Raw genomic sequence first — 19,463 nt, 5'->3', positions numbered from 1 at the left:
CCTTGCGCTTTCAACTAAACGTGTGGGGTCAAATCCGTAACATGCGAGCCTGCCGCCCGAACTTGACGCGTGAACGACAAACGGAGGTTCAAAATGCGCGCATGGCCATTGCTTGTTATCGGGACGCTCGCGGGGTTCTCTGCGCCTGTTGCGGCGGCTGCGGAACGGCCCATCGTGGTGGAGCTGTTCACGTCGCAAGGCTGCTCTTCCTGCCCGCCGGCCAACGCCTACCTGAATGAGCTGTCGCAGCAGCGCGCCGACGTGTTGGCGCTGGCCTTCCATGTGACCTATTGGGATTATTTGGGTTGGAAGGATCCGTTCTCCCTGCAAACCGCGACCGACCGGCAGGCGCGCTATGGGCAACGGTTCGGCGATGGATCGTATACGCCGGAAATCGTCGTGGATGGTTCGAGCGGCCTTGTCGGCTCGTATCGCGACGACGTGAACAAGGCGATCGCAAAGGCTCGCAGCGCTATCACGACAGAAGCTGACGTGCGCGTCGTCGCCAAGGATGGCAAGGTCTCGATCGACATAGGCGCAGGGCAGGGCGCAGCAAAGGTGCTTCTTGTCGGCTTCGACCGCGAGCACGTGACGCCGATCGGCCGCGGCGAGAACCGGGGACGCACCATGGCGGAGTCCAACATTGTCCGGTCGTTCCGACCGGTCGCGGACTGGCGCGGCGCGCCGGTCCATATCGACCAGCCGCGTCCGGACGGCGAAGAAATTGCCGTGATCCTGGAAGCCCCGGACGGCCATATCGTCGGAGCTTCGCGCGCCTCACACCCGGGCGCTTCATGACGGCCGCGGCGCGGGGCCTTACTGCACGACCGTGGTCACATGCTTGCCGATCCAGTCGAGCAGGATGTCGGCAATATCGAGGCTGTTGTCGTCCTGCATCAGCATGTGGGTGTTGCCCTTGATGCCGATGTCCGGCAGCACCAACAACTCGGCCTTGCCGCCGGCCGCATTGGCCGCGGCGATAAAGGCGCGGCAGTTCGCAAGCCGCGGCGCCCAGCGGGGAAACTCGTCGACATAGTCGCCGAACAGCACCAGGATCGGCAGGCCCGCATACGGCTTCATATCTTCGGTCGGGGTGGGGCAGGCGCCCGGCTCGATCGAAACGATGCCGGCAATGCCCTTGCGGCTCAGCGCCGCGGTCTGGAACGGATAGATCCCGGACTGCGAATGGCTCATCAGCACCGTGCCGCCGATCTTCTGGGCCAGTTCCGATAGTGCCGGCACGGTCGGGTTGGGCGTCGGCAGGTTGTTGAGACTGTCCGGCACCATCTGCTTCCAGAACTCGGCTTGGGCTGCGAGCGGATAGCGCATCCCGGGCATGGTTTGCGGATATTCCTTGCCGAACCGGAAGATCGCCCAGGCGCCTTCGTGGCCGGCCGAGAACACCGTCGGCAATTGCTCGATCGGGGCCTTGCCGCTGCGCACCGCGTTGATCGCCGATGGATCGCCGGCCGAACGCCCACGCCAGACCTGATCGATGACGTAGGTCGGATGGCTGTGTCGGACGAAATACTCGTCCCAGCCCATGCGGCCATCAGGGGTGGTCTCCCAGGTCTTGCCGGTCAGGCAGCAGCCGTGGATCAAGGTAATGGGAATACCGAGTTCACCGACCGGCACCTGATAGCGCACATACATCTGGTCGATGGTGATGGTGCCGGAGGAGGCATAGGCCGGCAGCGTCGACAGCGTGTCGGATTTCACGTCGCGGCCGCCGACGAAGAAGCTGCCTTGGCGGGCGATCGTCAGCGGGCCGGGGTCGGGACGGGCGGTTTGGGCTGACGCCGAGACGGCGATGGAGCAAAGGCTGGCGGCGAGCAGCACGGCGCGCATGGTGTTTTCCTTCCAAGTCGAGGCGTTACGCCTTCATTCGTGAGCCGAAATGCAACGGATCGGCTGGTACGGACAGTCTTACCCCACGCCTGTGGCGGGGTCGATTCCAGTCGCAGCAGCAAATGCCGACGACGGCATCAAGCCGGGAGTCCATCAAGGGATTTTGACTATCGGCGCGGCCCGCACGCGGCTAGACAGCCGCAAGAAAACCCAAAAATCTCAGGCGCGTACGGGAAGATCATGAAATTCAACACTAGGACGATTTTTGTCAGCGCCGTACTTTCGGCCGCGCTGTTTGCGGGATCTGCGTCGGCGCAGCAGCCGCCTAAGCAGGCCCCGTCCTACGGACCGGAGCTGGAGGGATTTGACTATCCGTTCCCGGTCCAGCGCTTCAGCTTCACCGCGCAACGGCAGAAGCTCGAGATGGCCTATCTCGACGTCAAGCCGGACCATCCGAACGGACGCACGGCGGTGCTGCTGCACGGCAAGAACTTCTGCTCCGCGACCTGGGAGCCGACCATCAAGGATCTGGTCGCTGCCGGCTACCGCGTGATCGCGCCGGATCAGATCGGCTTCTGCAAGTCGAGCAAGCCGGCCGCCTATCAGTTCACGTTCAAGGAGCTTGCCGGCAACACCCATGCGCTGCTCGCCAGCCTTGGCGTGGAGAAGCCGGTGGTGATCGGGCATTCGACCGGCGGCATGCTGGCGGCGCACTACGCGCTGCTGTACCCGAAAGACGTCAGCCATCTCGTGCTGGTCAATCCGGTCGGGCTGGAAGACTGGACCGCAAAGGGCATTCCGCCGATCCCGGTCGACCAGTGGTATGCGCGCGAGTTGAAGACCAACGCCGACGGCATCCGGGCCTATGAGAAATCAACCTATTATGCAGGCAAGTGGGAGGACCGTTATGAACGCGCGGTCGATATGCTGGCCGGTCTCAACAACGGCCCGGGCAAGGAAGCGGTCGCCTGGGACTCGGCGCTGATCTACGACATGATCATCACCCAGCCCGTCGTCTACAGATTTCCCGACATTGCCGTGCCGACCTTGCTGATGATCGGCCAGAAAGACACCACGGCCATTGCCAAGGACATGGCGCCGCCGGAGCTTCGTGCAAAACTCGGCAATTATCCGGAGTTGGGGAAGGCGGCCGCTAAGGCCATTCCCGGCGCCAAGCTCGTCGAGTTTCCCGACTACGGCCACGCGCCGCAGATGACCGACCCCGAAGGGTTCGACAAGGCGCTGATCGCGGGCATTGCTGCGCCCTAAAGCATGATGGGTTGGAGTTGGCTCGCTGTCAGCGCCAGCACGGCACATCTGGGTGCTCTGGAGGGGTCAGGCACAAAATAGCGAAAACAACCCCATGCAAAGTAGGACGGCGACCTAATCTCACCCCGCTCCAGAGTCCGAATTAGCGCCAGCCGAGGGCGGGGGCGATGCTGGTCAGGATCGCCTCGATGACATGGGTGTTGTAGGCGACACCAAGCTGGTTGGGGACGGTGAGGAGCAGGGTGTCGGCCTCGGCGATGGCTTCGTCCTTCCGCAGCTGCTCGATCAGCACGTCCGGTTCGGCCGCGTAATTGCGCCCGAAGATCGCACGCGTGTTCGCGCTGATGAAGCCGATCTGGTCTTCCGCCTCGCGCTCGTGACCGAAATAGGCGCGATCGCGATCGTCGACCAGCGCGAAGATGCTGCGGCTGACCGAAACCCGGGGTTCGCGCGCATGGCCGGCCTCCTTCCAGGCGGCGCGGTAGGCACGAATTTGCTTGGCCTGCTGGACGTGGAATGGTTCTCCGGTTTCGTCGTCCTTGAGGGTCGAACTCTGCAGGTTCAAGCCGAGCTTGGCGGCCCAGACCGCGGTGGCATTGGAGCCGGCGCCCCACCAGATCCGCTCGCGCAGACCCTCCGAATGCGGTTCGAGACGCAGCAGGCCCGGCGGATTTGGAAACATCGGCTGCGGGTTCGGCTTTGCAAAACCTTCGCCGCGCAGAACGTCCAGAAACAGCTCGGCGTGACGCCGCCCCATGTCGGCATCGCTCTGGCCCTCGGCCGGCCGATAGCCGAAATGGCGCCAGCCATCGATCACCTGTTCGGGCGAGCCTCGGCTGATCCCGAGCTGGAGACGCCCGCCGGCGATCAAATCGGCGGAACCGGCGTCTTCGGCCATATACAGCGGGTTCTCGTAGCGCATGTCGATCACGGCGGTGCCGATCTCGATACGCTTGGTCCGGGCGCCCACCGCCGCCAGCAGCGGAAACGGGGAGGCGAGCTGCCGGGCAAAATGATGGACCCGAAAATAGGCGCCGTCGGCACCGAGTTCCTCGGCTGCGACTGCCAGATCAATCGACTGCAGCAGCGTGTCGGCCGCCGATCGGGTCTGGGATTGCGATGATGGGGTCCAATGCCCGAACGAAAGGAAGCCGATCTTTTTCATGCGGGCACTGTACCGGTACTCGGGAGCCGTTTGAAGGCGTAGCGCCGACCGAAAATTCCCGGCTGACGTCGAAACCTGTAGCGGAGCGGAAAGAATCCAGTCCCTCCGCACTGCACATCAGTCAGCAAGCCCTGATCAACGATCCGTCAAGCGGGGTCTATGTAGGGGATCAACAAGGTTCTATCCAAATGCATGATAAGCTATCGTCAGTTGATCGGTAGGTATGACGAGGCGGGCTTTATCGGATGCATCCTCGGAGGACGACATGAACGCGGCGATGTCCACTCCGGCCGGCTGCGGCACCGCTCCCATGATGCAAGTCGAGGGTTTGTCCAAGTCGTTCGGCAAGATCGAGGTGCTGAACGACATCGGCCTGCAAATCGTACCCGGGACGCAAAGAGAGAATTGAAAACACGAGATGGAACCCGGTGACGACATTGCCGGGTTCTCGTCCTTCTCCTCAGAACCCGATCCCGGCGCGAGCGGGGATCGGCTGCAAAACCAACACCAAGCAAAAAAATCCGTCAGCGACGTCCTCCGGCGTGGCGGGACGGCCCAACGGGAGAGAAAAATGCCTGCCACGATGAAAGGACCTGCGATTTTCCTTGCCCAGTTCGCGGGCGACACGCCGCCATTCAACAGTTTCGATGGCATTTGCCGCTGGGCCGCCGGGCTCGGTTACAAGGGTGTGCAGATTCCGACTTTCGATCCACGCATGATCGATCTGGACAAGGCGGCGGCCTCGCAAACCTACTGCGACGAGATCGTCGGCGTTGCGGCGAGCCACGGGCTTGCGATCACCGAACTATCGACCCACTTGCAGGGACAGCTCGTCGCAGTTCATCCAGCCTATGACGAAGCTTTCGACGCGTTCGCGCCACCGGCGCTTAAAGGCAAGCCGGAAAAACGCCAGGTCTGGGCCGTGGACCAGTTGATGAAAGCCGCGCAGGCGTCCCGACGCCTCGGTCTCACCGGCAGCGTCAGCTTCACCGGTGCGCTGGCCTGGCCGTACCTCTATCCGTGGCCGCAGCGGCCGCCAGGGCTGATCGAGACCGCCTTCGACGAACTTGCCCGGCGCTGGCGCCCGATCCTCGACGCATACGATGAAGCCGGCGTCGATCTCTGCTACGAGATTCATCCAGGCGAGGACGTGTTCGACGGCGCCACTTTCGAGATGTTTCTCGAGCGCACGGGCAATCATCCGCGCTGCGCTATCAACTACGATCCCTCCCACTTTGTTCTGCAGCAACTCGACTACCTGGCCTTCATCGACATCTATGCGGAGCGTATCCGCGCCTTCCACGTCAAGGACGCCGAGTTCAATCCGACCGGCCGGCAGGGTGTATATTCCGGATTTCAAAGCTGGATCGACCGGGCTGGCCGCTTCCGTTCGCTGGGCGACGGGCAGGTCGACTTCAAGGCGATCTTCTCCCGGCTGGCCACCATTGGATATGACCGCTGGGCAGTTATCGAGTGGGAGTGCTGTCTGAAGAACGCGGAGGACGGCGCCCGGGAGGGCGCGGCCTTCATCAGGGATCATATCATCCGCGTTACCGAAAAGGCATTCGACGATTTCGCCGGCGGTGCTGCCGATGACATGCAGGCCCGGCGCATGCTGGGGCTCGCCTGAGCAAGGACGTGAGATAACGAGATCAAGGAGCACAACATGGCCGACACGCGCATTCGACTGGGAATGGTGGGCGGCGGGGAGGGCGCGTTCATCGGCGCCGTCCACCGCATTGCCGCGCGCCTCGACGACGCCTACGTCCTCGTCGCCGGCGCGCTCTCCGCGTCCCCCGAAAAGGCGAAGCGTTCCGCCGAGGCCATCGGGCTTGCGCCCGAGCGATCCTATCCGGACTTTCGGATGATGGCGCGGGCAGAAGCGGCGAGAGCCGATCGCATCGAGGCGGTCTCGATTGTCACCCCGAACCATATGCACGCGGCCATCGCCGAGGCCTTTCTGGAAACCGGCGTCCATATCATCTGCGACAAACCGTTGGCGGCAACTTTGGAGGAAGCACGCCGCCTGCGTGACAAGGCGCGCGCCAGCGGATTGATCTTCGCGACCACCTATAACTACTCCGGCTATCCGCTGATACGTCATGGACGCGCCATGGTGCGTGGCGGCGAACTCGGCACGATTCGGATCGTTCAGGTCGAATACCCGCAGGATTGGCTGGCAGCACCGATCGAGACCACAGGTCAGAAGCAGGCCGAGTGGCGCACCGATCCAGCGCGGGCGGGGGCAGGAGGCTGCATCGGCGACATCGGCACCCATGCCTATCAGCTCGCCCACTTCGTCACCGGAATGGCCCCGGAGCAGATTTTGGCCGAAGTAACCACCTTTGTGCCGGGGCGTCGCCTCGACGACAACGTGCAGATTCTGCTGCGCTACGCCAACGGGGCACGGGGCGCATTGTGGGCAAGCCAAGTCGCACCGGGCAACGACAACGGACTTCGATTACGGGTGTTCGGCGAGAAGGGCGGGCTGGAATGGAGCCAGGAGGAGCCAAACCGCCTTCTCTGGTCGCCGCTCGGCGAGGCGCCGCGGCTTGTTCGCCGTGGCACGGCGGTTATGAATGCCGACGGCCAGCGCATCAATCGCATTCCGTCTGGTCACCCCGAGGGCTATTTGGAGGCGTTCGCGACGATCTACACCGAGGTGGCCGCGGCCATCGTGGCCCGTCGCACAGGCGCGCCGATCGATCCGGCGGTGACCTTTCCGAGCGTCGAAGACGGCTTCGCTGGCGTCGCGATGGTCGATGCGGCGCTGCGCTCGAATGCCGCCGGCGGGATCTGGGTTGTACCGGAGCGTTGAACGGTAGCTCGGACGGTGCAAGGGCCGGCATTGCTGTCGTGGGACCGGCGACGCGAACTCGAAATGAGTTGGATGGGACACGCTTTCTGTTGGGACGTTCGCGACCTGCGGCAGCATCCCGATATCCTAGATTCGCATAAGGTATATTATGGAATATTTATATCCATAGGAATTACAGAGACTTGTCGGAAACTCCTATCATTCCAAGGTAACTCAGGCCCGGACCGGCAGATATCCGGCCGCGGCAAAGCCGCCATCGACGTTGAGGATGTGGCCAGTGACAAAACTCGCTTTGCTGTCGTCCATCAGGAACAGCGCCGCGCCGGCGATCTCGTCCGGTGCTGCGTAGCGCCGCTGCGGGACCTCGCTGAGCCATTCCGAGCGCATCCGGTCGGTCTGCATCGCCTGGACCAGCGGCGTCTCGACCGGACCCGGCGCGATGGCGTTGACCCGGATGTTCTGCGGCGCCAGCTCGCAGGCCATCACCTGGGTCAGCGTGATCACGCCGCCCTTCGACGCGCCATAGGCCGACCGGCCGAGATTGCCGCGCTGGCCCGAAATCGAGGCGATGTTGACGATGGCGCCACCGCCATGGGCCCGCATCAATTTGCCGGCCTCGCGGGCTACCGTGAAGCTTCCGGTCAGGTTGATATCGAGAATCTTGCGAAACAGCTCGACGCTGGTGTCGAAGAACGGCACGTCGCAGCCAATTCCGGCCGAATTGACCAGGCCACGGACCGGGCCAAAACCGGCCTCGCAGCGCTCCAGCCCGGCGATCACGCTGGCCTCGTTGGCGACGTCCATGACCACGCATCGGGTGGCATCGGCGCGCACTGATTCGAGTTGGGCGCGCGCGGCATCCAGCGGACCTTGCGCCAGATCGGCGATCACGATCTTCCAGCCATCGCCGAGCAGGGCCTTCGCAATCGCCAGCCCAATACCGGAGGCCCCGCCGGTCACGATTGCAACGCCGCGATCGGTCATGATGGCCTGCCCTTCCTTTGATCAGCCGGTCTTATGATCAGCCAGTCTTGGCCGCCGGCCTCGTTACGGCAACTTCGCACGAAATCAATCCGCATAAAAGCTGACGGCGGAACGCTTGGTATTTTCACGGAAAGCGGGCAATAGACCGGGGCAATATGCCCCAACAAGGCGTGCCAAGACTGTTGGTGCCAAGACCGTTGGTGACCCGGCCAGACCGGGCCCGTATGATGTCGAACAAGAAAACCGCGAGGGAGAAAACGAGATGAGCTTTTCACGACGCACGCTGCTGAAGGCGACCGCGGCATCGGCGGTCATGGGCGGCGTCGGCGCGCCCTATGTCGCCCGCGCGCAAGCGGCCGAGTTCAATTACAAATTCGCCAACAATCTGCCGGAGTCGCACCCGTTCGTGACGCGCGCCCGGGAAATGGCGGCGGCGATCAAGACCGAGACCAATGGCCGGTTCGATCTGCAGGTTTTCCCCAACAGCCAGCTTGGCTCCGACACCGACATGCTCAGCCAGGTCCGTTCCGGCGGCGTCGAGTTCTTCACGTTGTCGGGCCTGATCCTGGCGACCCTGGTGCCGGCGGCCTCGATCAACGGCATCGGCTTTGCGTTCCCGGATTACCCGACGGTCTGGAAGGCCATGGACGGCGATCTCGGCGCCTATGTGCGTGGCGAGATCAACAAGTCCGGCCTCGAGGTGATGGACAAGATCTGGGACAACGGCTTCCGCCAGACCACGTCGTCGACCAAGCCGATCACCGGCCCCGACGACTACAAGGGTTTCAAGATCCGGGTGCCGGTGTCGCCGCTCTGGACCTCGATGTTCAAGGCGTTCGACGCCTCGCCGGCCTCGATCAATTTCAGCGAGGTCTATTCGGCGCTGCAGACCAAGATCGTCGAGGGCCAGGAAAATCCGCTGGCGCTGATCTCGGCGGCGAAGCTCTACGAAGTGCAGAAATATTGCTCGATGACCAATCACATGTGGGACGGCTTCTGGTTCCTGATGAACCGCCGCGCCTGGGCGGCGCTGCCCGATGACATCAAGACCATCGTCGCCAAGAACGTCAACGCCGCGGCGGTCAAGGAGCGTGAGGACACCGAAAAGCTCAATGCCAGCGTCAAGCAGGAGCTGGCCGGCAAGGGCCTCGTGTTCAACCAGCCCGATGTGGCACCGTTCCGGGAAAAGCTCCGCGCCGCCGGTTTCTATGCCGAGTGGAAGGGCAAATACGGCGATCACGCCTGGGAGCTCCTGGAAAAATCCGTCGGCAAGCTGTCTTGAACGGGCAGACCTTCTTGAACTTGCAATCTTCTTGAACAGGTCTGCCTGAGGGGACCGGCACATGGTTCAGATCGAATTCACCCACACGGCGGCGGGCGGGGCGGTGCCCCCTCGCCGCCGTTCGGTCACAGGATCGATCGAGGCCGTGCTGGGCCGGCTTGTTGAAATCCCGGCGGCGCTGCTGGTGGTCGCTGAGATCGTGATCCTGTTCGCCGGCGTGATCTCGCGCTACGTCATGCACCAGCCGCTGATCTGGTCGGATGAACTGGCCTCGATCCTGTTCCTGTGGCTGGCGATGCTCGGCGCCGTGGTGGCGTTTCGCCGCGCCGAACACATGCGAATGACCGCGGTGGTGGCCAGCGCGGGTCCGAAGATGTGGGCCTATCTCGACGTCGTCGCGACCTGCGCCGCGCTGGCGTTCCTGTTGATGATCGTGTGGCCGGCCTATCAGTACGCCTACGAAGAAAGCTTCATCACCACGCCGGCGCTGCAAATCCCCAACACCTGGCGCGCCGCGGCGTTGCCGGTCGGCATCTGCCTGATGGCGGTGTTCGCGATACTGCGGCTGTTCCGGTCGGCCGACCTGCGCACCACGCTGGCGGCGATCATTTCGGTCGCGGCCATCATCGGGCTGTTCTGGCTGGCGCAGCCCTGGCTGCGGCCGCTCGGCAATATCAACCTGGTCATCTTCTTTGTCGGCGTCGCCGGCTTCTGCGTGTTCGCCGGCGTTCCCATTGCATTCGGATTCGGGCTGGCCGTGTTCGGCTATCTCGCGCTGACCACCCACACGCCGCTGATGGTCTTGGTCGGCCGCATGGACGAGGGCATGAGCCATCTGATCCTGCTGGCGGTGCCGCTGTTCGTGTTCCTGGGGCTCTTGATCGAGATGACCGGCATGGCGCGGGCCATGGTGGCCTTTCTGGCCAGCCTGCTCGGCCATGTCCGCGGCGGTCTGCATTACGTGCTGCTGGGCGCGATGTATCTGGTATCGGGCATCTCGGGCTCCAAGGCCGCCGACATGGCGGCGGTGGCGCCGGTGCTGTTTCCGGAAATGAAGGCGCGCGGCGCCAAGCCGGGCGATCTCGTCGCCCTGCTCGCGGCGACCGGCGCCCAGACCGAAACCATTCCGCCGAGCCTCGTGCTGATCACGATCGGTTCGGTGACGGGCGTGTCGATCTCGGCGCTGTTCACCGGCGGCCTGCTGCCGGGCGTGGTCTGTGCGATCACGCTGGCGACATTGGTGTGGTGGCGCTATCGCGGTGAGGATCTCAGCCACGTCAAGAAAGCCGGCCGCGGTGAAATCGCCAAGGCCTTCGTCGTCGCCCTGCCCGCACTGGCGCTGCCGTTCGTGATCCGCGCCGCCGTGGTCGAGGGCATCGCGACCGCCACCGAAGTTTCCACCATCGGGATCGTCTATGGCATCGTCATTGGCCTCGTGATCTATCGCCAGTTCGACTGGCGGCGGCTGGTGCCGATGCTGATCGACACTGCCTGCCTCTCCGGCGCGATCCTGATGATCATCGGCACCGCGACCGGCATGGCCTGGGGCCTGACCCAATCCGGCTTCTCGCGCGGGCTTGCGGCCGCGATGACCGGCCTGCCCGGGGGTGCAGCGAGCTTTATCGCGGTCTCGATCGTGGCCTTCATGGTGCTCGGCAGCGTGCTCGAGGGCATTCCGGCGATCGTGCTGTTCGGACCGCTGTTGTTTCCGATCGCGCGCACGGTCGGCGTCCACGAGGTGCATTATGCGATGATCATCATCCTGGCGATGGGCATCGGCCTGTTCGCGCCGCCGTTCGGCGTCGGCTATTATGCGGCCTGCGCCATCGGCCGGGTCGATCCCGCCGAAGGGATCCGGCCGATCTGGGGCTATATGCTGGCGCTGCTGGCGGGCCTGATCATCGTCGCCATATTCCCATGGATATCTATCGGGTTCCTGTAGTCTTGAATTTTACGACCCAACGAGGTGGCCGATGAGTGGCAACCAGAACCAGTACAATACCGGACTGGACAAGACGCCCGCCAATTATGTCGCGCTGACGCCGCTGAGTTTCCTGGCGCGTAGTGCTGCGATCTACCCGAACCATGTCAGTACGCTTTACGAGGGCCGCCTCTTCACCTGGTCGCAGACCTATCAACGCTGCCGGCGTTTTGCGTCCTATCTCGCAAGCCGCGGTATCGGTCACGGCGACACGGTGGCGGCGATGCTGCCGAATATTCCCGCCATGAACGAACTGCATTTTGCCGTGCCCATGGCGGGCGCCGTGCTCAACGCGCTCAACATCCGGCTCGATGCCGGCTCGATCGCCTTCCAGCTCGATCATGGCGGCGCGAAAATCATTCTGGTCGATCCGGAATTCGCAGGCGTGATCGCCGAGGCGCTCACTTTGATGACCGGCCCGAAACCGGCGGTGATCGATGTCGATGACACGGCTTTTGGCGAGCCAAAACACATCGGCGAGATCGAATATGAAGCCGCACTTTCGCACGGCGACCCCGGCTTCACGGCGCGGCTGCCGTCGGACGAATGGGACGCGATTGCGCTTAGTTATACCTCGGGCACCACGGGCAATCCCAAGGGCGTGGTGACCCACCATCGCGGCGCCTATCTCAACGCCGTCAGCAACATCCTCGCCGGCAATCTCGGTCAGCACCCGGTCTATCTCTGGACCTTGCCGATGTTTCACTGCAACGGCTGGTGCTTTCCGTGGACCTTGGCGGCAACCGCCGGCATCAACGTCTGCCTGCGCAAGGTCGATCCAGCGAAAATCTTTGAGCTGATCCCCAAGCACGGCGTCACCCATATGTGCGGCGCGCCGATCGTCTACAACACGCTAATCAATGCGCCCAGCGCGCCGAAAGGCGCCGCCGCCCGTCTTGTGACCGGATTGATCGCGGGCGCAGCACCTCCGGTTGCGGTGCTCGAAGGCGCCGAACGCATCGGGATCAGGCTGACGCATGTCTATGGCCTCACCGAGGTCTACGGTCCGGCATCGGTCTGCGCCGAGCAGCCCGGCTGGGATGAACTGCCCGCCGACCAGCGCGCGCAACTCAAGCGCCGGCAGGGTGTGCCCTACCCGCTACAGGAAGACGTCACCGTGCTCGATCCCGAAACCATGCGCGAAGTGCCGCGCGACGGCGAGACCATCGGGGAAGTGATGTTCCGCGGCAATATCGTGATGAAGGGCTACCTCAACAACGAAAAGGCCACCCGCGAGGCGTTCGAAGGCGGCTGGTTTCACACCGGCGATCTCGGCGTGCTCGACGAGCACGGCTACGTCATCATCAAGGATCGTTCAAAGGATATCATCATCTCCGGCGGCGAAAACATTTCCTCGGTCGAGGTCGAGGACATCCTCTACAAACACCCCGCGGTGCTGTTTGCCGCCGTGGTCGCAAAACCCGATGCAAAATGGGGCGAAGTGCCCTGCGCCTTCGTCGAATTGAAGGACGATGCGCACGCCACCGAAGCCGACATCATTGCGTTTTGCCGCGGCCAGATGCCGGGCTTCAAGACGCCGAAGGCCGTGGTGTTCGGCGCCATCCCGAAAACATCGACCGGGAAAATTCAAAAATTCATGCTGCGCGATCAGGTGAAATCGGCGAAGGCGATAACGGCGTAGGCCGTCGTTGCGAGCGCGTGCGCCCTACCCTGCGCGCTCCAGCGTCAACCGCATGCCGTCATAGGCCGGGATCACGCCGTCAGGCAGTTGCTGGCGCAGCACCTCGTAATCGAGGTCCGAATGCAGATTGGTGACGACGGCGCGGCGCGGCTTGAAGCGGTCGATCCATGACAGCGCATCGCTGACGCTGAAATGGCTGGGATGCCCGGTGAAGCGCAGGGCGTCGATGACCCAGAGCTCCAGATTTTCAAGCTGTGGCCAGCTGTCGGGCGGGATGTCGCTGACATCGGGCGTATAGGCGGCATCGCCGATGCGATACCCAAGTGCTGGAATGTTGCCGTGCTGCACCAGGAAGGCCGACAGCGTCACCGCACCGCCCTTGCCTTCGATGGTGCGGCTCTCGCCGGCCTCGATCGAATGCTGGTCGAGGATCGGCGGATAGTCGCTGCCCGGCGGCGAGACGAAGCAATAGGAAAACCGCGACAGGATATCCTTGCCGGTCGACTGGTTCAGGTAGAACGGAATGCGCCGTCGCTGATGCAGTACGACCGAGCGCAGATCGTCGATGCCATGGGTCTGGTCGGCATGCTCATGAGTCAGGAACACCGCCTCGATGTGATCGACATCGGCATCGATCAACTGCTCGCGCAGATCAGGTGAGGTGTCGATCACGATCCGCGTCACCCCCGCATCCGAGGCCCGCTCCACCAGCAGCGAACAGCGGCGCCGGCGGTTTTTCGGGTTATTCGGATCGCACGCGCCCCAGCCCAGCGCCGGCCGCGGCACGCCGGCGGAGGATCCGGAGCCGAGTATCGTCAGCATCAGCGTCATGCCGCGGCTTCCAAAGCGGGTACCTTGCTGAACAGTCGAAAGAAGTTCTCGGTGGTCTGGCGCGAAATCTCCTGCAGCGAAACCCCGCGGGTTTCCGCCAGCACCTTGGCGACTTCCACCACATAGGACGGTTCGTTGCGCTTGCCGCGAAATTTTCCGGGCGCCAGATATGGCGAGTCGGTTTCGACCATGATGCGATCGGCCGGCAGTTCCGCCGCGAGATCGCGCAACGCCTGCGACTTCTTGAAGGTCAGAATTCCCGTGAACGAAATCGAAAGGCCCATGTCGATCGCTTTCATCGCAAGTTCGCGTCCGCCGGTATAGCAATGCAGCACGGCGCGAAACGATCCCTTGGCCATTTCGTCTTGCAGGATGCGGCCGCAATCCTCGTCGGCCTCGCGGGTATGAATCACCAAAGGCAGCCCGGTCGCACGCGCAGCCTGGATGTGGGCGCGGAAGCCGCGCTCCTGCGCCTGCCGCGAACCGTGCTCGTAGAAATAATCCAGCCCCGCCTCGCCCAGCGCCACGACCTTGGGATGCCGCGTCAGTTCGATCAGTTCGTCGGCCGCAATACCGTCTTCCTCGTCGGCTTGATGCGGATGGGTCCCGACCGAGCAATAGACGTTGGGAAACCGTGCGGCGATATCAAGCAGCGCGCCCAGACGCCTGACCCGGGTCGAGATGGTGACGATACGTCCGATCCCGGCTTCGCTCGCGCGCGCGACGATGGCGTCGAGTTCATCGGCGAAGTCGGGAAAATCGAGATGGCAGTGGCTGTCGATCAGCATCGGCGTTGACCGTTCAAGCCGCTGGTGGTTCGACGTAGCGCGGAAACACCCCGACCGGCGCGGGCAATGTGGTGCCCGGCTGGATGCGGGCGGCACCGCCGAGTGCCGCGAAGTTGCGGGCACTCCCTTCGGCAATGCCCAGGCTGTCGAGCAGCTTTGCCGACGCGGCCGGCATCACCGGTTGCGCCAGGATCGCGATCTGGCGCACCACTTCGGCGGTCACGTACAGCACGGTCTTCTGCCGCGGCGGATCGGTCTTGGCCAAAGCCCAGGGCGCCTCGCCCGCGAAATAACGGTTGGCTTCCGCGACCACGGCCCACACGGCGTTGAGCCATTGATGAATCTGCTGAGTATCGACAGCTGTCCGCGCCAGCGCCAGCATGCCGTCGGCCTGCGCCAGGATCGCCCTGTCGTTATCGCTGAACTCTCCCGGTTCCGGCAGCACGCCGGCGTGTTGCTTGGCGATCATCGACAGCGATCTCTGGGCGAGATTGCCGAGGTCGTTGGCGAGGTCGGCATTGATGCGCGCGACGATGGCTTCGTGGTTGTAGCTGCCGTCCTGTCCGAACGGCACCTCGCGCAGGAAGAAATAGCGCATCTGATCGACGCCATATTGATCGGCCATGGTGAAGGGGTCGACGACATTGCCGACGGACTTCGACATCTTCTCGCCCCTGTTGAACAGGAAGCCGTGGGCGTAAACCCGCTTCTGCACCGGGACACCCGCCGACATCAGGAACGCCGGCCAGTACACCGCGTGGAAGCGGATGATGTCCTTGCCGATGATATGCACATCGGCCGGCCAGTAGCGCCAATTGTCGCTGCCCTCGTCGGGAAAACCGACGCCGGTGATGTAATTGGTCAGCGCGTCGACCCAGACATACATCACGTGATCCGGGTCGTTGGGCACCTTGATGCCCCAGTCGAAGGTGGTCCGCGAGATCGAGAGGTCCCTCAGGCCGCCCTTCACAAAGCTCATGACTTCGTTGCGGCGCGAGTCGGGGCCGATGAAATCGGGCTGGTCGTGGTAGAGCGCGAGCAGCCTGTCCTGATAGGCCGAGAGCTTGAAGAAATAGCTCTTCTCTTCGACCCACTCGACCGGCGTGCCCTGCGGGCCGCGGCGCACATTGTCTTCGCCGACGACGGTTTCGTCTTCGGCGTAATAGGCCTCGTCGCGCACCGAATACCAGCCAGCATAGGCGTCGATATAGATGTCGCCGTTCTGCTGCATCCGGTTCCAGATCACCTGAACCGAGTGATGATGCGCGGGTTCCGAGGTGCGGATGAAGCGGTCGAACGAGATGTTCAGGCGCTCGTCCATTTCCTTGAAGCGCGCGGCATTGCGGGTCGCCAGGTCGGCCGGACTCATGCCCTCGTTCTGCGCGGTCTGAACCATCTTCTGGCCGTGCTCGTCGGTACCGGTGAGGAAGAACACGTCCTTGCCGTCGAGCCGTTGAAAGCGCGCCAGCGCGTCGGTCGCGATCGCCTCATAGGCGTGGCCGATATGCGGCATGCCGTTCGGATAGGCGATCGCCGTGGTGATGAAATAGGTGTTGCGCGCCGCGGCCACCGCAGCAGGCTTTGCGATCGCGGCAGGTTTTGCGCGCGCGAGCGCCGCGGCCGGTTTCGCTGCTGGTGGCGACGCTTTCGCCGTGGTCTTGACCGGCGCGGTGTCAGTTTTTTTTGCTGCCGACTTCTTCACCGATTTCTTCACCGACTTCTTGGTCGATTTTTTCGCGGCCTTTTTGGCGGCAGGCTTTTTGGCTGCGGCCTTTTTAACGGTTTTTTTTGCGGCTTTCTTGACAGTCTTCTTGGCCTTCTTCGCGACGCGCTTGCCCTTCTTGGCGCGCTTTTTCGCGACCGCTGCTTTGGCGGCTTTTTTCGTGGCGGCCTTTTTGGAAGCCTTTTTCCTGGATGTTTTCTTAGCCGGCGTTGCCACCACAAATTCCTTCGTCGTTCAAGCGAGATTGCCCGGAGAATATCCTGGCGGCGCCGTTACTGCATGGCTTCCGCAAGCAGGCCAAACACCGAGAAAACCAGCGGTTTTCGTTCAAGATTGTAGGATTCGGTGTCGCGCGCGGCGCGGTTGATCTTTTCCCATACCTCCGCCAGCCGTGCAAGGCGGGGCAGGTTCGCATTGGCGTTGGTCGGGTCGGCGCGCATGCGTTCGCCGACCCAGCGATCGACGCTGTCGATGAAGGCTGCCAGCGCTACCCGGTCGCTGCCGCCGAGCGCCTCCCCCAGCGCATGCAGTTCGCGCGGATCGACCCGCGGCAAGCTCGACAGCAGCGCGGCCGTGCGCTGCTGAAGCTTGAGCGCATCGCCGCCGAGCAAGGTCAGCGCGCGCGAGACACTGCCCTCGGAGGCCTCGGCGGCCTCAGCAAGCGCGGGATCGTCGGCCGCGATGTGGGCGGCATCGGTCGCCGCGCGGATCACGTCGGCTGTCGCCAGCGGCCGCAACGGCAGCTTGCGGCATCGTGACAGGATGGTCGGCAGCACCCGCGCCGGTGCGTGACTGACGAGCAGGAACAACGATCGTTGCGGCGGCTCCTCGAGCACCTTGAGCAGCGCGTTGGCGGCGTTGGGATTGAGTTCATCGACGGTGTCAACGATGCAGACACGCCAGCCATCGACCGCCGCGGTCGATCCGAAGAACGAAATGGTCTCGCGGGTCTCATCGACCGTGATCACGGTGCGCAGCACGCCTTTGTCGTTGAGCGAGCGCTCCAAGGTCAACAGGCCGCCATGGGATCCGGCCGCGACCTGGCGCGCCACCGGATGCGACGGATCGACCCAAAGCGTCTCGGCCCGCTGCACGTCGGCGCCTTGCGGATCGCGATGGGCGAGCACGAAGCGGGCCATGCGATAGGCCAGCGTCGCCTTGCCGATGCCCTGGGCGCCGCCGATCAACCAGGCATGTGGAATGCGCCCGCTGCGATAGGCATTCAACAACGCCGTCTCGGCCTCGCGATGCCCTGACAGGGTTGAGGTTTCGCGCGGATGCGCGACCGTGATCTGCGGTTCGACCTGGCGCGGGCTCATGCCGGATTGACCGCGTTGCCGGTCTTGGTCGCAAACAGCCGCTCGCGCATAGCGGTCCATATCATCGCCGCGACCGTGCCGGGATCGGCGCTGGCGTCGATCAGCACGCATCGCCTGGGTTCGCCGGCTGCGATCTGCCGATAGGCCTCGCGCAATTGGCGATGAAACTTGACGTCCTCGGCCTCGAACCGGTCGGGCGCCCCGCTGCCGCGGCGGGCGGCGGCGCGCTGCATGCCGATTTCGACCGGGACATCGAGAATGAACGTCAAATCGGGCTTGAGATCACCGATCGTGACCCGCTCCATCGCGTTGAGGAGCTCGGGGGAAACCTTGCCCAGCCGGCCCTGATAGGCGCGCGTCGAATCCGAAAACCGGTCGCACAGCACCCATATTCCCTGACTGAGCGCCGGCCGGATCACCGTGCGCACATGGTCGTCGCGCGCGGCGGCAAACAACAGCGTTTCCGCGTCAGCCCCCAACAGCTTGCCCATGCCGGACAGCACCAGATGCCGGATGATCTCCGCACCCGGCGAGCCGCCCGGCTCGCGGGTGACGATGGCGCGCATTTTCACAGCGTCGAGGCGCTCGGCGAGGGTTTTGATCTGAGTGGACTTTCCCGATCCCTCGCCGCCCTCAAACGTGATGAACCGTCCGCGCCCTGGAGATCGTTTGACCGCTGTCTCGGCCATGCTCAGAGCTTCTCGGCGCCCGCGCGAAACACGCCGATCACGAGTTCGCCGACGCCATCGACCGCGCGCCGCATGGTCGATCCCTTGCCGACCGCTTCGGCCGCATAAACCGGCGCTTCCATCGCAATGTTGGCGCCGCGCCAGACCCTGACGATGCCGACCGGCTGACCGGCCTCAACGGGGGCCCGCACCGGCCCATTATAGACAATGCGCGCGATCAGTTTCTCGTTGCCGTTTTTCGGCACCATCACCTTGATCGGATCGGGACTGCTGAGTTTGACCGAGCCGCTGTCGCCGCCGAACACCTTGGCGTATCCCACCGGCTGTTGGGCTGCGAACAGGGTCCTGACTTCGAAATTGCGATAGCCCCATTCGAGCATCTTCTTGGCCTCGGACGCCCGGTCCTCGGAATCCTCCAGGCCGTTGACGACGCCGATCAGCCGTATCCCGTTCTGGACGGCGGAGCCGACCATGCCGTAGCCGCCCTCCTTGGTGTATCCGGTCTTGAGCCCGTCGGCGCCCTCGAGCGAGTTCAGCAGCGGATTGCGGTTGGGCTGCTTGATCTTGTTCCAGGTGAATTCCTTTTCGCCGAACAGCTTGTAAAACTCCGGATAGGTCTGGATGACGTAACGCGCGAGCCTTGCGAGCTCGCGCACCGTCATCTTGTTGCCGGGGTCGGGCAAGCCGTTGGAATTGGCGAATGTCGACTGCGTCATGCCGATCTCGCGGGCGCGCTTGGTCATGTTCTCGGTCGCGAAGGTGTGCTCGTTGCCGGCGATGCCCTCGGCCAGCGCGATGCAGGCATCGTTGCCGCTCGGGATCAGCGCGCCGTGGAGCAGGTCATCGACTGAAACCTTGCTGTTGATGGCCGCAAACATCGTCGAGGTGCCGGAGGGAGCGCCGCCCCTGCGCCAGGCGTTTTCGCTGATGCGATATTCGTCAGTCAGCTTGATGTCGCCCTGCTTGATCGCGTGAAACACCACTTCGGCGGTCATCAGCTTCATCATGCTGGACGGCGCGCGCAACTCATCGGCGTTCTTCTCGAACAGCACGCTGCCGCTGCTGGCTTCAATCAGGATCGCGGTCGGCGCATCGCCGTCAAAGCCGCCCTCCTCCTTTTTAAA

17 protein-coding genes are annotated in these 19,463 nt (G+C 63.5%); 8 read left to right on the top strand and 9 right to left on the bottom strand.

The annotated features are described in order from the left end of the window. Positions 1 to 69 precede the first annotated feature (69 nt). Complete coding sequence (locus GSQ88_RS00440; protein WP_349628194.1) at positions 70 to 798, top strand: DUF1223 domain-containing protein; 729 nt, start codon at positions 70 to 72, stop codon at positions 796 to 798. Positions 799 to 816: 18 nt separating this feature from the next. Here the strand turns inward: GSQ88_RS00440 and GSQ88_RS00435 are convergent, their stop codons facing one another. Beyond that, entirely contained in the window at positions 817 to 1,848 is a 1,032-nt protein-coding gene (locus GSQ88_RS00435; protein ID WP_159005259.1) for an alpha/beta hydrolase family protein, read from the bottom strand. A gap of 240 nt (positions 1,849 to 2,088) precedes the next feature. Here GSQ88_RS00435 and GSQ88_RS00430 point away from each other — a divergent pair, with 240 nt between their 5' ends. Further along, on the top strand, positions 2,089 to 3,117 hold the full coding sequence (locus GSQ88_RS00430; protein ID WP_159005258.1) for an alpha/beta fold hydrolase: 1,029 nt from the start codon (positions 2,089 to 2,091) through the stop codon (positions 3,115 to 3,117). A 142-nt stretch (positions 3,118 to 3,259) separates the two neighbouring features. Here the strand turns inward: GSQ88_RS00430 and GSQ88_RS00425 are convergent, their stop codons facing one another. After that, positions 3,260 to 4,282 carry an LLM class flavin-dependent oxidoreductase gene (locus GSQ88_RS00425; RefSeq protein WP_159005257.1) on the bottom strand — a complete coding sequence of 341 codons (1,023 nt, stop codon included), beginning with the start codon at positions 4,280 to 4,282 and terminating at the stop codon, positions 3,260 to 3,262. Between the two features lie 265 nt (positions 4,283 to 4,547). Between GSQ88_RS00425 and GSQ88_RS00420 the strand changes: the two genes are divergently transcribed. The 3 genes from GSQ88_RS00420 (at position 4,548) to GSQ88_RS00410 (ending at position 7,100) form a co-directional block, all read left to right on the top strand. After that, complete coding sequence (locus tag GSQ88_RS00420) at positions 4,548 to 4,691, top strand: hypothetical protein (RefSeq protein ID WP_159005256.1); 144 nt, start codon at positions 4,548 to 4,550, stop codon at positions 4,689 to 4,691. Between the two features lie 162 nt (positions 4,692 to 4,853). Continuing rightward, positions 4,854 to 5,912: a sugar phosphate isomerase/epimerase family protein gene (locus tag GSQ88_RS00415; RefSeq protein WP_159005277.1), complete on the top strand. Its 1,059-nt coding sequence runs from the start codon at positions 4,854 to 4,856 to the stop codon at positions 5,910 to 5,912. A gap of 36 nt (positions 5,913 to 5,948) precedes the next feature. Then, a complete protein-coding gene (locus GSQ88_RS00410) occupies positions 5,949 to 7,100 on the top strand; it encodes a Gfo/Idh/MocA family protein (RefSeq protein ID WP_159005255.1) in 1,152 nt (383 codons plus the stop codon). Between the two features lie 213 nt (positions 7,101 to 7,313). On the opposite strand, the gene GSQ88_RS00405 is transcribed toward GSQ88_RS00410, so the two are convergent. Next, complete coding sequence (locus tag GSQ88_RS00405; RefSeq protein WP_159005254.1) at positions 7,314 to 8,084, bottom strand: SDR family NAD(P)-dependent oxidoreductase; 771 nt, start codon at positions 8,082 to 8,084, stop codon at positions 7,314 to 7,316. Between the two features lie 262 nt (positions 8,085 to 8,346). Between GSQ88_RS00405 and GSQ88_RS00400 the strand changes: the two genes are divergently transcribed. The 3 genes from GSQ88_RS00400 (at position 8,347) to GSQ88_RS00390 (ending at position 12,989) form a co-directional block, all read left to right on the top strand. Next, positions 8,347 to 9,366: a TRAP transporter substrate-binding protein gene (locus tag GSQ88_RS00400; RefSeq protein WP_159005253.1), complete on the top strand. Its 1,020-nt coding sequence runs from the start codon at positions 8,347 to 8,349 to the stop codon at positions 9,364 to 9,366. A 61-nt stretch (positions 9,367 to 9,427) separates the two neighbouring features. Then, positions 9,428 to 11,308, top strand: coding sequence for a TRAP transporter large permease (locus GSQ88_RS00395; protein ID WP_159005252.1), 1,881 nt, complete (start codon positions 9,428 to 9,430; stop codon positions 11,306 to 11,308). A gap of 31 nt (positions 11,309 to 11,339) precedes the next feature. Beyond that, a complete protein-coding gene (locus GSQ88_RS00390) occupies positions 11,340 to 12,989 on the top strand; it encodes an acyl-CoA synthetase (protein ID WP_159005251.1) in 1,650 nt (549 codons plus the stop codon). Between the two features lie 24 nt (positions 12,990 to 13,013). Here GSQ88_RS00390 and GSQ88_RS00385 read toward each other — a convergent pair whose 3' ends face one another. The 6 genes from GSQ88_RS00385 to GSQ88_RS00360 form a co-directional block, all read right to left on the bottom strand. Continuing rightward, entirely contained in the window at positions 13,014 to 13,820 is an 807-nt protein-coding gene (locus GSQ88_RS00385; protein WP_159005250.1) for an MBL fold metallo-hydrolase, read from the bottom strand. Next, positions 13,817 to 14,608: a TatD family hydrolase gene (locus GSQ88_RS00380; protein WP_159005249.1), complete on the bottom strand. Its 792-nt coding sequence runs from the start codon at positions 14,606 to 14,608 to the stop codon at positions 13,817 to 13,819. Before GSQ88_RS00380 ends, GSQ88_RS00385 begins: the two co-directional genes overlap by 4 nt. Before the next feature lie 13 nt (positions 14,609 to 14,621). Next, positions 14,622 to 16,547: a methionine--tRNA ligase gene (metG, locus tag GSQ88_RS00375; RefSeq protein ID WP_159005248.1), complete on the bottom strand. Its 1,926-nt coding sequence runs from the start codon at positions 16,545 to 16,547 to the stop codon at positions 14,622 to 14,624. 56 nt (positions 16,548 to 16,603) lie between these two features. Beyond that, on the bottom strand, positions 16,604 to 17,650 hold the full coding sequence (locus GSQ88_RS00370; RefSeq protein WP_159005247.1) for a DNA polymerase III subunit delta': 1,047 nt from the start codon (positions 17,648 to 17,650) through the stop codon (positions 16,604 to 16,606). Continuing rightward, a complete protein-coding gene (gene tmk / locus GSQ88_RS00365; RefSeq protein ID WP_159005246.1) occupies positions 17,647 to 18,339 on the bottom strand; it encodes a dTMP kinase in 693 nt (230 codons plus the stop codon). Before tmk ends, GSQ88_RS00370 begins: the two co-directional genes overlap by 4 nt. Before the next feature lie 2 nt (positions 18,340 to 18,341). Beyond that, positions 18,342 to 19,463: D-alanyl-D-alanine carboxypeptidase family protein (locus GSQ88_RS00360; RefSeq protein WP_159005245.1), on the bottom strand; the 1,122-nt coding region annotated here is incomplete at its 5' end.

The sequence above is a fragment of the Bradyrhizobium sp. S69 genome (genome assembly GCF_009766005.1).
In the GTDB taxonomy this organism is placed as follows: Bacteria; Pseudomonadota; Alphaproteobacteria; order Rhizobiales; family Xanthobacteraceae; genus Bradyrhizobium.
The sequence above is the reverse complement of the archived record's forward strand: the minus strand, read 5'-3'. Positions and strand labels throughout refer to the sequence as shown.

Coding starts and splice junctions, on each gene's coding strand:
- GSQ88_RS00435 (WP_159005259.1), bottom strand. CDS start 1,848: ATGCGCGCCGTGCTGCTCGCCGCCAGCCTTTGCTCCATCGCCGTCTCG.
- GSQ88_RS00430 (WP_159005258.1), top strand. CDS start 2,089: ATGAAATTCAACACTAGGACGATTTTTGTCAGCGCCGTACTTTCGGCC.
- GSQ88_RS00425 (WP_159005257.1), bottom strand. CDS start 4,282: ATGAAAAAGATCGGCTTCCTTTCGTTCGGGCATTGGACCCCATCATCG.
- GSQ88_RS00420 (WP_159005256.1), top strand. CDS start 4,548: ATGAACGCGGCGATGTCCACTCCGGCCGGCTGCGGCACCGCTCCCATG.
- GSQ88_RS00415 (WP_159005277.1), top strand. CDS start 4,854: ATGCCTGCCACGATGAAAGGACCTGCGATTTTCCTTGCCCAGTTCGCG.
- GSQ88_RS00410 (WP_159005255.1), top strand. CDS start 5,949: ATGGCCGACACGCGCATTCGACTGGGAATGGTGGGCGGCGGGGAGGGC.
- GSQ88_RS00405 (WP_159005254.1), bottom strand. CDS start 8,084: ATGACCGATCGCGGCGTTGCAATCGTGACCGGCGGGGCCTCCGGTATT.
- GSQ88_RS00400 (WP_159005253.1), top strand. CDS start 8,347: ATGAGCTTTTCACGACGCACGCTGCTGAAGGCGACCGCGGCATCGGCG.
- GSQ88_RS00395 (WP_159005252.1), top strand. CDS start 9,428: ATGGTTCAGATCGAATTCACCCACACGGCGGCGGGCGGGGCGGTGCCC.
- GSQ88_RS00390 (WP_159005251.1), top strand. CDS start 11,340: ATGAGTGGCAACCAGAACCAGTACAATACCGGACTGGACAAGACGCCC.
- GSQ88_RS00385 (WP_159005250.1), bottom strand. CDS start 13,820: ATGACGCTGATGCTGACGATACTCGGCTCCGGATCCTCCGCCGGCGTG.
- GSQ88_RS00380 (WP_159005249.1), bottom strand. CDS start 14,608: ATGCTGATCGACAGCCACTGCCATCTCGATTTTCCCGACTTCGCCGAT.
- GSQ88_RS00370 (WP_159005247.1), bottom strand. CDS start 17,650: ATGAGCCCGCGCCAGGTCGAACCGCAGATCACGGTCGCGCATCCGCGC.
- tmk (WP_159005246.1), bottom strand. CDS start 18,339: ATGGCCGAGACAGCGGTCAAACGATCTCCAGGGCGCGGACGGTTCATC.